This window comes from Mitsuaria sp. RG, assembly GCF_028369275.1.
In the GTDB taxonomy this organism is placed as follows: domain Bacteria; phylum Pseudomonadota; class Gammaproteobacteria; order Pseudomonadales; family Pseudomonadaceae; genus Aquipseudomonas; species Aquipseudomonas peradeniyensis.
Window position 1 is genome coordinate 25,623 of sequence record NZ_JAQMYQ010000038.1, and the last position, 13,295, is coordinate 38,917.

Annotated in this window: 11 protein-coding genes; 4 read left to right on the plus strand and 7 right to left on the minus strand. The window is 65.3% G+C overall.

Annotation, left to right across the window (positions count from 1 at the left end; genetic code table 11):
• Positions 1–35: 35 nt before the first annotated feature.
• The 4 genes from guaA to POF53_RS19350 form a co-directional block, all read right to left on the minus strand.
• Positions 36–1,613: a glutamine-hydrolyzing GMP synthase gene (guaA, locus tag POF53_RS19335; RefSeq protein WP_050704158.1), complete on the minus strand. Its 1,578-nt coding sequence runs from the start codon at positions 1,611–1,613 to the stop codon at positions 36–38.
• Positions 1,614–1,688: 75 nt separating this feature from the next.
• Positions 1,689–3,155 carry an IMP dehydrogenase gene (gene guaB / locus POF53_RS19340; protein WP_498969044.1) on the minus strand — a complete coding sequence of 489 codons (1,467 nt, stop codon included), beginning with the start codon at positions 3,153–3,155 and terminating at the stop codon, positions 1,689–1,691.
• A 90-nt stretch (positions 3,156–3,245) separates the two neighbouring features.
• Positions 3,246–3,803, minus strand: a complete 558-nt coding sequence (locus POF53_RS19345; protein WP_110738328.1) for a sugar ABC transporter ATPase — start codon at positions 3,801–3,803, stop codon at positions 3,246–3,248.
• Positions 3,804–3,853: 50 nt separating this feature from the next.
• The gene (locus POF53_RS19350; RefSeq protein ID WP_232855953.1) at positions 3,854–4,609 is read right to left on the minus strand and encodes a sulfite exporter TauE/SafE family protein; all 756 of its coding nucleotides are present in this window, start codon (positions 4,607–4,609) and stop codon (positions 3,854–3,856) included.
• A 97-nt stretch (positions 4,610–4,706) separates the two neighbouring features.
• Between POF53_RS19350 and POF53_RS19355 the strand changes: the two genes are divergently transcribed.
• The 4 genes from POF53_RS19355 (at position 4,707) to leuA (ending at position 10,010) form a co-directional block, all read left to right on the plus strand.
• On the plus strand, positions 4,707–5,585 hold the full coding sequence (locus tag POF53_RS19355; RefSeq protein WP_232855954.1) for a LysR family transcriptional regulator: 879 nt from the start codon (positions 4,707–4,709) through the stop codon (positions 5,583–5,585).
• Between the two features lie 122 nt (positions 5,586–5,707).
• A complete protein-coding gene (gene xseA, locus POF53_RS19360) occupies positions 5,708–7,087 on the plus strand; it encodes an exodeoxyribonuclease VII large subunit (RefSeq protein ID WP_203650954.1) in 1,380 nt (459 codons plus the stop codon).
• Positions 7,088–7,090: 3 nt separating this feature from the next.
• On the plus strand, positions 7,091–7,918 hold the full coding sequence (locus POF53_RS19365) for a M23 family metallopeptidase (RefSeq protein ID WP_203650952.1): 828 nt from the start codon (positions 7,091–7,093) through the stop codon (positions 7,916–7,918).
• Positions 7,919–8,342: 424 nt separating this feature from the next.
• Positions 8,343–10,010, plus strand: a complete 1,668-nt coding sequence (leuA, locus tag POF53_RS19370; protein ID WP_498969046.1) for a 2-isopropylmalate synthase — start codon at positions 8,343–8,345, stop codon at positions 10,008–10,010.
• 283 nt (positions 10,011–10,293) lie between these two features.
• Here the strand turns inward: leuA and POF53_RS19375 are convergent, their stop codons facing one another.
• From POF53_RS19375 to zwf, 3 genes are read right to left on the minus strand one after another with little or no spacing between them, the layout of a single operon-like run.
• A complete protein-coding gene (locus POF53_RS19375; RefSeq protein ID WP_050704151.1) occupies positions 10,294–10,968 on the minus strand; it encodes a bifunctional 4-hydroxy-2-oxoglutarate aldolase/2-dehydro-3-deoxy-phosphogluconate aldolase in 675 nt (224 codons plus the stop codon).
• A 17-nt stretch (positions 10,969–10,985) separates the two neighbouring features.
• On the minus strand, positions 10,986–11,699 hold the full coding sequence (pgl, locus tag POF53_RS19380; RefSeq protein ID WP_498969032.1) for a 6-phosphogluconolactonase: 714 nt from the start codon (positions 11,697–11,699) through the stop codon (positions 10,986–10,988).
• A complete protein-coding gene (gene zwf, locus POF53_RS19385) occupies positions 11,686–13,155 on the minus strand; it encodes a glucose-6-phosphate dehydrogenase (protein ID WP_186734093.1) in 1,470 nt (489 codons plus the stop codon). Before zwf ends, pgl begins: the two co-directional genes overlap by 14 nt.
• Between the last annotated feature and the right edge of the window lie 140 nt (positions 13,156–13,295).

Sequence of the window (13,295 nt, forward strand, 5' to 3'; positions counted from 1 at the left end):
GACAAGGGCGCCTTGCGGCGCCCTTGTGGCTCAACTCATTCCCACTCGATAGTGGCCGGCGGCTTGCTCGACACGTCGTAGGTGACGCGGGAGATACCGTCGATTTCGTTGATGATACGGCCGCTGACGGTTTCCAGCAGCTCGTACGGCAAGTGCGCCCAGCGCGCGGTCATGAAGTCCACGGTCTCGACGGCACGCAGGGCCACGACCCAGGCGTAGCGACGGCCGTCGCCGACGACGCCGACCGACTTGACCGGCTGGAACACCACGAACGCCTGGCTGGTCTTGTGGTACCAGTCGGCCTTGCGCAGTTCTTCGATGAAGATGTGGTCGGCGCGACGCAGGATGTCGGCGTATTCCTTCTTCACTTCACCAAGGATACGCACGCCCAGGCCCGGGCCCGGGAACGGGTGGCGGTAGACCATGTCGTACGGCAGGCCCAGTTCCAGGCCGATCTTGCGCACTTCGTCCTTGAACAGCTCGCGCAGCGGCTCGACCAGCTTGAGGTTCATCTCCTCCGGCAGGCCACCAACGTTGTGGTGCGACTTGATCACGTGGGCCTTGCCGCTCTTGGCGCCGGCCGACTCGATCACGTCGGGGTAGATGGTGCCCTGGGCGAGGAACTGGATGTTGTCCAGCTTGCTGGCCTCGGCATCGAACACGTCGATGAAGGTGCGACCGATGATCTTGCGCTTTTTCTCCGGGTCCGCTTCGCCTTCCAGGTTGTCGAGGAACTGCTTCTCGGCATCGGCGCGGATCACCTTGACGCCCATGTTCTCCTTGAACATGGCCATCACCTGGTCGCCTTCGTGCAGGCGCAGCAGGCCGTTGTCGACGAACACGCAGGTCAGCTGGTCGCCGATGGCGCGGTGCAGCAGCGCGGCAACCACGGAGGAGTCGACGCCGCCGGACAGGCCCAGCAGGACGTTGGCCGAACCGACCTGTGCGCGCACCTGGGCGATGGCGTCCTCGACGATGTTCGAGGCGGTCCACAGGGCTTCGCAGCCACAGATGTCCTGGACGAAGCGCGACAGGATGCGACCGCCTTGCTTGGTGTGGGTCACTTCCGGGTGGAACTGCACGCCGTAGTAGCCCAGGGCGTCGTCGTACATGCCGGCGATCGGGCAGCTCGGGGTGCTGGCCAGTACGCTGAAGTTGCCCGGCATCTGGGTGACCTTGTCGCCGTGGCTCATCCACACGTCCAGGCCCAGTACGCCGTCGTCATCGACATGGTCTTCGATGCCGTCGAGCAGGCGGCTCTTGCCGACCACGTCGACACGGGCGTAGCCGAACTCGCGCAGGTCGGAACCTTCGACCTTGCCGCCCATCTGCTCGGCCATCGTCTGCATGCCGTAGCAGATGCCCAGCACCGGGACCTTCAGGTCGAACACGGCCTGCGGGGCGCGCGGGCTGTTGGCTTCGTGGACCGACTCGGGGCCACCGGCCAGGATGATGCCGCGCGGGTTGAATTCGCGGATCGCTTCATCGTCCATGTCGAACGGGTGCAGTTCGCAGTACACGCCGATCTCGCGCACGCGGCGGGCGATCAGCTGGGTGTACTGGGAACCGAAATCGAGGATCAGGATGCGGTGAGCGTGAATGTCGAGGGCCATGACTCAATCTCGTCAGTGGAAATCGGAAACGACACGGGGCTGTCATGACAGCCCCGCTTGCTATTGCTGGAAGCCTCAGCCTACGCGGTAGTTAGGGGCTTCTTTGGTGATCTGCACGTCATGCACATGGGACTCGGCCATGCCGGCACCGGTGATGCGCACGAACTCCGGCTTGGTGCGCATCTCTTCGATGGTCGCGCTGCCGGTGTAGCCCATGGACGAACGCAGGCCGCCCATCAGCTGGTGGATGATCGCGGCCAGGGCGCCTTTGTATGGCACACGGCCTTCGATGCCTTCCGGTACCAGCTTCTCGGCACCGGCCGAGGAGTCCTGGAAGTAACGGTCGGAGGAGCCTTGCGCCTGTGCCATGGCACCCAGCGAGCCCATGCCGCGGTAGGCCTTGTAGGAACGGCCCTGGAACAGTTCGACTTCACCCGGTGCTTCTTCGGTACCGGCGAACATCGAGCCCATCATCACGCACGAGGCGCCAGCGACGATGGCCTTGGACAGGTCACCCGAGAAACGGATGCCGCCGTCGGCGATCAGCGGCACGCCAGTGCCTTCCAGTGCGGCGGCGACGTTGGCGATGGCGCTGATCTGCGGCACGCCGACACCGGCGACGATGCGGGTGGTGCAGATCGAGCCCGGGCCGATACCGACCTTGACCGCGTCGGCGCCGGCTTCAGCCAGGGCCTTGGCGGCAGCGCCGGTGGCGATGTTGCCGCCGATCACCTGCACTTGCGGGTAGGTTTCCTTGACCCAGCGAACGCGGTCGATCACGCCCTTGGAGTGACCGTGGGCGGTGTCCACCACCACCACGTCAACGCCGGCGGCAACCAGGGCGGCTACGCGCTCGCCGGTGTCCTTGCCGGTGCCGACCGCAGCGCCGACGCGCAGGCGACCCTGGTCGTCCTTGCTGGCCAACGGATAGGCCTTGGCCTTCTCGATGTCCTTGACGGTCATCATGCCCTTGAGGGCGAACTTGTCGTCGACGATCAGGACTTTTTCCAGGCGGTGCTTGTGCAGCAGCTCGCGGACTTCGTTCTTGTCGGCACCTTCGCGGACGGTGACCAGACGCTCTTTGGGGGTCATCACGTCGCGGACCTTGGCGTCCAGGCGGGTTTCGAAGCGCACGTCACGGGAGGTGACGATGCCGACCAGGTCGCCGTTCGCCAGTACCGGAACGCCGGAGATGTTGTTCAGGCGGGTCAGGTCGAACAGGTCGCGCACGGTGGCGTCGGCGTCGATGGTGATCGGGTCCTTGACCACGCCGGCCTCGAACTTCTTGACCTTGCGTACTTCGCCGGCCTGCTGCTCGATGGTCATGTTCTTGTGGATGATGCCGATGCCGCCTTCCTGGGCCATGGCGATGGCCAGGCGCGCTTCGGTCACGGTATCCATGGCGGCGGAGACCAGGGGAATGTTCAGCTCGATGCCACGAGTCAAACGGGTCTTGAGACTGACTTCATTGGGCAGTACCTCGGAGTAGCCAGGTACAAGGAGGATATCGTCGAAGGTCAGGGCTTCTTGGCTGATACGCAGCATCGCGGGGGCTCCCGGAAGGGGAAAAATGGAAGCGCGCCATTATACCCATCCATGGCGCGCCGCTCAATGCAAAATAAGGGCCTTCGGTCAGCCTTGCGGCAGTTTTACCTGCACCACCGCCACCGGCTGGTCCAGCCAGTCGGCGAAGCTGTCGAGGAAGGCCTGGGTGAACCCGGCCTCGCCCCAGTTGTTGAAGATGAACCCCAGGTTGGAAAAGGCACACGGCTGCAGGTAGAGGAAGCCATTGATGTCGTCCTCGAATCCGCACAGCGGGCAGGTGAAGTTGTCGCTCACCCCCGGCATCCATTCCTCCAGGCTCTCGAACAGCGGCTCGCCCACCTCCCGCCGGCATTCCGGGCAGCCGGCCTCCTCGAGAAATCCGTCGGTAGGGGTATAGATGCAGCGCTTGAGCATCACCTCAAGGCCATTGACCTGTGCGCCGAACGGCAGCTTCTCGGGGTGCAGGGCCACCTTGCGCGCCCCTTCGGCCAGGGCATGGCCCATACGATTGCCGGTGCGACCGCAGGTGCTCAGTTGCTCCTCGACGATCTTCTCGCGCACCAGCCAGCGCAGGATGGCGCGGGCACGGGCTTCGTGAACCGGCACGGTGGACAGCTTGGGGACGATGATGCTTTGGGTGTTCATGCTTGAGGCGGGCCTGCGAACTGCGGTAATCACTCAATTCTACCGTCTGCTCAGGCGCTCAGGTAGCGACCGATCAACGCCAGGCCGCTGGCCAGCACCAGCCAGGTGATCAATCGCACGAAGGCCTCGCGGGATAGCCTCAGGGTCAGCCGCCGTCCCAGCCAGGTACCGGCGAACATCACCGGCAACAGGCAGGCGGCCAGCAGCAACAGGCTGACGTCGGCATATACCCCGGCGATCAGGAACAGCGACAGGCGCACCACCGTGCTGCAACTGATCAGTGCGACCTGGGTCGCCCGCACCTGCTCCTTGGCCTCCAGCCGTGCGCTGAGGTAGATCGCGTACAAAAAACCACCACTGCCGAACAGGGCGCCGAACAACCCGCCCACCGTGCCCATGGGCACCGCCCAGGCGCCCGACAAGCTCGCCGGCCGCACCTTCACCGCCAGGCCATAGACCGCGTAGGCAGTGACGAACAGCCCCATCAGCAACAGCAGCACATCCGACTTCAGGCGCAGCAGGAACACGACGCCCAGGGTACAGCCCACGGCCATGAACGGCAGCAGCCGCAGTAACTCGCCGCGCACCACGTCACGCCGCGACGGCAGCAGGTTGCCGAAGGCGGCGACGAAGTCCAGCAACACCAGCAACGGAATGATCCGCGACAACGGCATGAAGTGGATCAGCACGGGGCCGGCGACCAGCGCGGTGCCGAAGCCGGCGATGCCGAAGACGATATAGGCCACCCCCACACCCAGCAGGATGGGCAGCCAGTCGAGCGTGGAAAACGACAATTGAGCGAGCATCGCGACAGTTCCTCGGGAGACCACTGAAGGTTAGCCAGCGACAAGCCATGCCGACTAATATGCCTTTACGCCATGAGCCATCTGGAAAAGGCATGACATGACTTCGATCCGTCAGCTGCGCTATTTCGTCGAAATTGCCGAGGCCGGCAGCTTCAGTGCCGCCGCAGAGCGGCTGTACATCGCCCAGTCGGCCCTCAGCCGTCAGATCAAGGAGCTGGAGCTGCACCTGGGGTCCGCACTGTTCGAGCGCACCGCTCGCCAGCCACGGCTGACCGCCGCCGGGCTGGCCTTCCTCGACCGCGCCCGACGCCTGCTGGCCGACCTGGACAAGGCCGAACGCCTGGCCCGCGAAGTTGGCCAAGGCCTGCGCGGCAGTTTGCGTCTGAACCACTCCAGCACCGTGCCGCTGACCGGGCAGTTGCTGCAGCGCCTCGGCACCTACCTCGAGGCTAACCCTGGCGTATCCCTAGAAATCGCCCAGCAATCGTCGGAAGCGCAGCTGGAGGACATCGCCGAGGGACGGCTGGAGATCGGCCTGTTGCGCCTGCCAGTACTGCGCCAGCACGAGGGCGTGGAACTGCATGCGCTGTTCGACGAGCCCCTGCTGCTGGCGGTGGCGGCGAGCCACCCACTGGCCACGGCGGCCAGTGTTCGGTTGGGGCAACTGCGCGAGGAACGCTTCATCTCCATCCCCCATCGTCAGCGCGGCGGGCTGAGCTACCTGTCGGCGTCGCTGTGCATGAACGAGGGATTCTATCCCCAGGCGGCGCAGGTGGTGTCGCGCAAGACCACGCAACTGCAGTTGATCCAGGCCGGGTTCGGGGTAGCATTGTTGCCGGCGAGCATGCGCGAGATCGCCCCGCCATTGGTGCGTTTCGTGCCGTTGGTCGAGGCGTGCCAAAGTACCGTGGCGCTGGCTTGCCGGAGGGATGCCGGGGAGTTGGTGCGTCAGTTCGTGGCGATCATGCAAGGCTGAAGGCCTCTATCGCGGGGCAAGCCCGCTCCCACGCCCTAGGTCGTATGTGCGTGGGAGCGGGCTTGCCCCGCGATAGAGGCCGGCACAGACAACCAGGCCTTCGCTCCTTTATGATGCCCGGCATGATCAGAGACCCTTTCGAACGACTCGGCCTGGACCGCGAGGTCCTCACCGTCAGCCAGCTCAACGGCCGCGCCCGCGTGCTGCTCGAGGACGTGTTCCGCAGCGTCTGGGTGGAAGGCGAGATTTCCAACCTCGCCCGCCCGGCCTCCGGCCACATGTACTTCACCCTCAAGGACAGCGGCGCGCAGATCCGCTGCGCGCTGTTCCGGCAGAACGCCGCCCGTGTGCGCCAGGCCCTGCGTGACGGCCTGGCGGTAAAGGTGCGCGGCAAGGTTTCGCTGTTCGAGGGCCGCGGCGACTACCAGCTGATCCTCGACACCGTCGAACCGGCCGGTGACGGCGCCCTGCGCCTGGCCTTCGAGGCACTGAAGGAAAAGCTCGGCGCCGAGGGCCTGTTCAGCACCGAACGCAAGCAGCCGCTACCGGCCCACCCGCAGCGCATCGGCATCGTCACCTCGCCCACCGGCGCGGTGATCCGCGACATCATCAGCGTGTTCCGCCGCCGCGCGCCGCAGGTCGAACTCAACCTGATCCCTACCGCCGTGCAGGGCCGCGAAGCCATCGCGCAGATCGTCCGCGCCCTGCAGATGGCCGACCGACAGGGCTTCGACGCGCTGATCCTGGCCCGTGGCGGCGGCTCGCTGGAAGACCTCTGGTGCTTCAACGAAGAGGCCGTGGCCCGTGCCGTGGCCGCCTGCGTGACACCGATCGTCAGCGCCGTGGGCCATGAAACCGACGTGTCGATCAGCGACTTCGTCGCCGATGTGCGCGCCCCCACGCCTTCGGCCGCCGCCGAGCTGCTCGCCCCCGACAGCAGCGGCCTGCAACAACGCCTGGACAGCCTGCAGCGGCGCTTGTTGCTGCGCATGCAGAGCCGCCTGGCCCATGACCGCCTGCGCGTGGAGGGCCTGGCCCGGCGCCTGCGCCACCCGGGCGAACGCCTGCGCCAGCAGGCCCAGCGCCTGGACGATCTGGACATGCGCCTGCGCCGCGCCTTCGCGCTGACCATGAGCCAACGCCACGAACGCCTCGGCCGCCTGGACATGCGCCTGGCCGCGCAACACCCGGGACGCAACCTGAAACTGCTCAAGCAACGCCTGGACAGCCTGGCCGAACGCCTGCCACGGGCCATGCGCGAGGTGATCAAGGACCGTCGCCAGCGCTTCCAGGCGCAGTTGCAGACGCTGCAGGTGGTCAGCCCATTGGCCACCCTCGCCCGCGGTTACAGCATCCTCCTCGACGAGCGCGGCCAGGCCATCCGCAGCGCCGCGCAGACCCACAACGGCCAGCGCCTGACCGCCCGCCTAAACGAAGGCGAGCTCAAGGTGCGGGTCGAGGACAACCACCAGACTCCGGTCACTCTCTCCCTACTGGACTGACACATGCCCCGCCTGTTCGCGCCCCTGCTCGCTTTTGCCCTGCTGCTGCCACTTACCGCGGCCCAGGCCAGCTACATCACCCGCACCCTCGACAAGCCGGTGCCCGGCGGCGTGGCAGTGATCGACCTGGGCCCCTCCACCAGCGCCCCCACGGCCCGCTTCGACGGCAAGCCGGTGTTGGTAGTGAAGGAACAGGACAAATGGCTGGCCATTGTCGGCATCCCGCTCACCCAGAAGCCCGGCAGCGCCGTGCTCAGCCAGGCTGGGCGCGACATCCGCTTCAGCGTGGGCAGCAAGAAATACCCCGAACAGCACATCACCTTGAAGAACAAGCGCCAGGTCAACCCCGAGCCCGAGGACCTCAAGCGCATCGACCGCGAGCTGGCCGAGCAGATCAAGGCCTACCGCAGTTTCAGCCCGACCCTGCCGAGCAACCTGATCCTCGACAAGCCGGTCAACGGCCCGCTTTCGAGCAAGTTCGGCGTGCGCCGCTTCTTCAACGGCGAGGAGCGCAACCCCCATGCCGGCCTGGATTTCGCCGTGCCCGCCGGCACGCCGATCAAGACCCCGGCCAATGGCAAGGTGATCCTGGTGGGCGACTACTTCTTCAATGGCCGCACGGTGTTCGTCGACCATGGCCAGGGCTTCATCAGCATGTTCTGCCACATGTCGAAGATCGACGTGAAGCCGGGGCAGGTGCTGCGCCGTGGCGAGGTGGTCGGCCGCGTGGGCTCCACCGGCCGGGCGACCGGGCCGCACATGCACTGGAACGTCAGCCTCAACGATGCGCGGGTGGATCCTGCGATCTTCATCGGCGCGTTCCAGCCCTGAGACGTGTGCTGTCTGGGCCGGCCCCTTCGCGGGTAAACCCGCTCCCACAGGAATTGCGCTGTACCTGTGGGAGCGGGTTGACCCGCGAAGGGGCCGGCACGGCCAACATCAATCACTTTGTGTTGCGCCATCGAAAAATACTGCGCAACATTAAAGAAACCGAACAAAAATATCAGCCATAAAATCTCGAGAAATAGCATTTTTTAAGCATTTCTCTCAATTTCCCCGCAGTGCTTGCCATCCCCCAACCCACTGGTTAGGGTTGAGCCTATGAACATCTTCAGCACCCTGCTCCGACAACATCGCAGCCTCTGCCTGGTCAGCGCCCGACTACCAGGGTGAATCGCGTCGCCTCGCCTTTTTCTCTCGTTTTCGTTTGGCAGGCCCGATCACGGCCGCACATAAAAGGATTGCTTTCATGACCATGCTCAAAGACCCATCGAAGAAGTACCGCGCGTTCCCGACCATCGACCTGCCCGACCGTACCTGGCCGTCGAAGACCATCACCCAGGCGCCGATCTGGTGCAGTTCCGACCTGCGTGATGGCAACCAGTCGCTGATCGAGCCGATGGACTCGGAGAAGAAGCTGCGGTTCTGGAAGACCCTGGTGCAGGTGGGCGTGAAGGAAATCGAAGCGTCGTTCCCGTCGGCCTCGCAGACCGACTTCGACTTTGTGCGCACCCTGATCGAAGACGGCCACATCCCGGACGACACCACCATCCAGGTGCTGACCCAGGCCCGTGAAGACCTGATCGCCCGTACCTTCGAGTCCCTGCGTGGGGCCAAGAAGGCCATCGTGCACCTGTACAACGCCACCTGCCCGTCGTTCCGCCGCATCGTCTTCAACCAGGACAAGCAGGGCGTGAAGGACATCGCGGTCAACGCCGCCAAGCTGTTCGTCAAGTACGCCGCGCAGCAGCCGAATACCCAGTGGACCTTCCAGTACTCGCCGGAAACCTTCAGCGCCACCGAACTGGAGTTCGCCAAGGAAGTGTGCGATGCGGTGATCGAGGTGTGGAACCCGACCCCCGAGCACAAGATCATCCTCAACCTGCCGGCCACCGTCGAAGTCGCCACGCCGAACGTCTACGCCGACCAGATCGAATGGTTCTGCCGCAACATCAACCGTCGCGACAGCGTGATCATCAGCCTGCACACCCACAACGACCGTGGCACTGGGATCGCCGCCACCGAGTTGGGCCTGATGGCCGGCGCCGACCGTGCCGAAGGCTGCCTGTTCGGCAACGGCGAGCGCACCGGCAACGTCGACCTGGTGACCCTGGCGCTGAACCTCTACACCCAGGGCATCGACCCGCAGCTGGACTTCTCCGACATCGACGGCGTGCGCAAGGTCGTCGAGGAGTGCAACCAGCTGCCGGTGCACCCGCGTCACCCGTACGTCGGCGACCTGGTCCACACCGCCTTCTCCGGCTCGCACCAGGACGCCATCCGCAAGGGCTTCGCCAAGCAGCAGGACAGCGAATTGTGGGAGGTACCGTACCTGCCGATCGACCCGGCCGACATCGGCCGCAGCTACGAGGCGGTGATCCGCGTCAACAGCCAGTCGGGCAAGGGCGGCATCACCTACCTGCTCGAGCAGGAGTACGGCATCAGCTTGCCGCGCCGCATGCAGATCGAGTTCAGCCAGGTGGTACAGGGCGAGACCGACCGTCTCGGCCTGGAAATGACCGCCGAGCAGATCTACAAGCTGCTGCAGAAGGAATACCTCCAGGCCAATGCACCGTATGCGCTGGTCAGCCACCGCCTGCAGGAAGAGAACGGCAGCAGCCACGTGCAGGTGGAAGTTTCCGGTGAAGGCGAGACCACCCTGCACTGGCACGGCAAGGGCAACGGCGCCCTGGAAGCGCTGGTGGCCGGCTTGCCGGTCAGCGTGGAGATCATGGACTACAACGAGCACGCCATCGGTGCCGGCACCAACGCCAAGGCGGCGGCCTACATCGAACTGCGCGTGGCCGGTGGGCGTCCGGTGCACGGCGTGGGCATCGACGAGAACATCACCACCGCCAGCTTCAAGGCGCTGTTCAGCGCGCTGAACCGCTCGCTGAGCCAGCAGCAGGCGAAGGCGGCGTAAGCCATCGCCGATGAACGAAGCCCGCACATGATGCGGGCTTTTTCATGCCTGTTGCTTTGGCCTGCGTCCGCCCATGTAGGAGCGGCCTTGTGCCACGAAAGGGCCGCAACGCGGCCCCAGCGATCTTTGCATGAACACTGAAACCAGGGCCGCTGCGCGCCCCTTTCGCGGCACAAGGCCGCTCCTACAGGGCGATCGGCCACCCTGCAAGGCGCAACTGCAGGCGAAAAAAAGGGGCGCCGACCAAGCGCCCCACAAGCCGTGTAGCACACAACGAAATCTGTCAGTCCAGCAGCGCCATCGCCTCGGCGCTGCATGCCTCGATCCGCGCCCAGTCGCCGTTCTTGATCCAACTGCTGTCGAGCATCCAGGTGCCGCCCACGCACATCACATTGGGCAGGGCCATGTAGTTGCGCACGTTGGCCGGGTTCACCCCGCCGGTCGGGCAGAAGCGAATGTCGCCGAACGGGCCGGCAAAGGCCTTGATCGCCGCCACGCCACCACTGATCTCCGCCGGGAACAGCTTGAAGCGACGGTAGCCGAGGGCATAGCCCATCATGATCTCCGACGGCGTGCTGATGCCCGGCAGCAGCGGAATGTCGCTGTCCACGCCCGCCTCGAGAATGTCCTGGGTGATGCCCGGGGTGACGACGAACTGCGCGCCCGCGGCCTCGACGGCGGCGAACATGCCACGGTCGAGCACGGTACCGGCGCCGACGCACAGTTCCGGACGCTGCTCGCGCAGTACCTGGATGGCCTTCAGGCCGTGCTGCGAGCGCAGGGTCACTTCCAGGGTGCGGATGCCGCCGGCGGCCAGGGCGTCGGCCAGGGGCAGGATGTCTTCCTCACGGGCGATGGTGATCACCGGCAGGATGCGCGCCTTGTCGCAGATCGCGTCGATCCGCGCGGCTTTGTCGGCCATCGAGAGCAAAGGCTGTGGGCGTTCGAGGGTGGTCATGACAATGGGTCCTTGGCTCATGGGCACCAGTAGATGTCCAGGGGGTCGTGAAGAAAGGCGCGAATCGGCATTTCGGTTGGGTCTTCCGCCGCCAGGGCGGCACACAGGGTGGCGAGCTTGCCCGCGCCTTGCACGGACAGGGCGATGAAGCCGGCGCTGGCCAGCAGCGCGCGGGTCATGCTCAGGCGCTGGTGCGGCACGCTCGGCGCCAGCATCGGCAGGCAGCGACGCTCGCCGACCTTGGCCAGGCCCTGGCGCAGGTTGGGGCTGGCCGGGAACAGCGAGGCCGTGTGGCCGTCGTCGCCCATGCCCAGCACCAGCACATCGATCGGCGGCAGGTCGGCGAGCACCTGGTCGGCCTGCTCGGCGGCGGCTTCCAGGGTCGCGGCACTCTGGTACAGGCCGATGAAACGCGCCTTGGCCGCCGGGCCCTTGAACAGGTGACGAGCCAGCAGGCCGGCGTTGCTGTCGTCGTGCGCCACCGACACCCAGCGCTCGTCCGCCAGGCTCACGGTGACTTTCGACCAGTCCAGCACCTCTGCCGCCAGTTTCTCGAGAAACGGCACCGGGCTGCGGCCGCCGGACAGCACCACGCAGGCCTGGCCCTTGCTGGCGATGGCCTGGCGCAGGCGCTCGGCCACATCATGGGCCAGGGTCGCCGCCAGGGTTTTCGCATCAGCCAGCTGATGCGCCTTCACCGTCGCCGGCAGTTGTAGTTCAGATATCGCCATACCAGGCCCTCCCATCGCGAGTGATCAATGCAATCGAGCTCATCGGCCCCCAGGAACCGGCCGCATAGGGCTTGGGCGCGTCGCCGCTGGTCTTCCAGCCGGCGATCAGCTGATCGCACCATTTCCAGGCGTATTCGATCTCGTCCTTGCGCACGAACAGGTTCTGGTTGCCGCGCATCACCTCCAGCAGCAGACGCTCGTAGGCGTCGGGAATCCGCGCGCTGCGCCAGGTGTCGGAGAAGTTCAGCTGCAGCGGGCCGCTGCGCAGCTGCATGCCCTTGTCCAGGCCCTGCTCCTTGGTCATCACCCGCAGCGAAATGCCTTCGTCCGGTTGCAGGCGGATGATCAGCTTGTTGCCGATCTGCAAACGCTGTTCCGGGGCGAAGATGTAGTGCGGGGTTTCCTTGAAGTGGATGACGATCTGCGACAGCTTCTGCGGCATGCGCTTGCCGGTGCGCAGGTAGAACGGCACGCCCGACCAGCGCCAGTTGCGGATATCGGCGCGCAGGGCGACGAAGGTCTCGGTGTCGCTCTGGGCGTTGGCGTTGTCCTCTTCCAGGTAGCCCGGCACCGGCTTGCCGTCGCTGAAACCAGCGATGTACTGGCCGCGCACCACATGGGTGCTCAGGCCTTCGCCGGTGATCGGTGCCAGTGCCTTGAGCACCTTGACCTTCTCGTCGCGGATGCTGTCGGCCGACAGGTCGCTGGGCGGGTCCATGGCGATCAGGCAGAGCAGCTGCAACAGGTGGTTCTGGATCATGTCGCGCAGCTGGCCGGCCTTGTCGAAGTAGCCCCAGCGGCCCTCGATGCCGACCTTCTCGGCCACGGTGATCTCCACATGGGAGATGGAATTCTGGTTCCACTGGGTTTCGAACAGGCTGTTGGCAAAGCGCAGGGCGATCAGGTTCTGCACCGTTTCCTTGCCCAGGTAGTGGTCGATGCGGTAGACCCGGCTCTCGGGGAAGAACCGCGCCACGGCGTCGTTGACCCGACGCGACGACTCCAGGTCATGGCCGATGGGCTTTTCCAGCACCACCCGGGTGCGCGAGGCCAGGCCGGCCTTGTCGAGGTTCTCGCAGATCGCGCCGTAGACTGCCGCCGCCGTGGCGAAGTAGGCGATCAGCGGCTGCCCGCTCGGCGCCTGTTCGGCCAGGGCCTGGTAGCCCTCGGGCTCGACGAAGTCCAGGTGCAGGTAGCTCAGGCGCCCGAGGAAGCGCCCCAGGGAAGCGGCATCGATCTCCGCCTCCGGCACATGCCGACGCAGATGGGCTTCGATGTTGTTCAGGTGTTCCTGCACGCTGCCCGGCTCGCGGGCCAGGGCCAGCAGGCGGGTGTCCGGGTGCAGGAGGTCGGCGCGGTCGAGCTGGTAGAGCGCGGGAAACAGCTTGCGCAACGCCAGGTCGCCGAGGGCGCCAAAGAGGGCGAAGGTGCAGGGTTCGACACTGATCGCAGCCATGATGTTGGTTCTTTTATAAATGTTGGACTAGGAATACCGGTTTCAACCCTGCTTTTCAAGGGTTAATGTAGTAAAAACCACAACATCGAATACAGCCATTACAGACAAGTGGTGTGACAATCTTACCGACAGTACGATAC

Bases quoted from the DNA above. Each gene is read 5' to 3' on its own strand.
- POF53_RS19345 (WP_110738328.1), bottom strand. From the start codon at position 3,803: ATGAACACCCAAAGCATCATCGTCCCCAAGCTGTCCACCGTGCCGGTT.
- xseA (WP_203650954.1), top strand. From the start codon at position 5,708: ATGATCAGAGACCCTTTCGAACGACTCGGCCTGGACCGCGAGGTCCTC.
- pgl (WP_498969032.1), bottom strand. From the start codon at position 11,699: ATGGCGATATCTGAACTACAACTGCCGGCGACGGTGAAGGCGCATCAG.
- POF53_RS19375 (WP_050704151.1), bottom strand. From the start codon at position 10,968: ATGACCACCCTCGAACGCCCACAGCCTTTGCTCTCGATGGCCGACAAA.
- POF53_RS19355 (WP_232855954.1), top strand. From the start codon at position 4,707: ATGACTTCGATCCGTCAGCTGCGCTATTTCGTCGAAATTGCCGAGGCC.
- zwf (WP_186734093.1), bottom strand. From the start codon at position 13,155: ATGGCTGCGATCAGTGTCGAACCCTGCACCTTCGCCCTCTTTGGCGCC.
- guaA (WP_050704158.1), bottom strand. From the start codon at position 1,613: ATGGCCCTCGACATTCACGCTCACCGCATCCTGATCCTCGATTTCGGT.
- POF53_RS19350 (WP_232855953.1), bottom strand. From the start codon at position 4,609: ATGCTCGCTCAATTGTCGTTTTCCACGCTCGACTGGCTGCCCATCCTG.
- leuA (WP_498969046.1), top strand. From the start codon at position 8,343: ATGCTCAAAGACCCATCGAAGAAGTACCGCGCGTTCCCGACCATCGAC.
- POF53_RS19365 (WP_203650952.1), top strand. From the start codon at position 7,091: ATGCCCCGCCTGTTCGCGCCCCTGCTCGCTTTTGCCCTGCTGCTGCCA.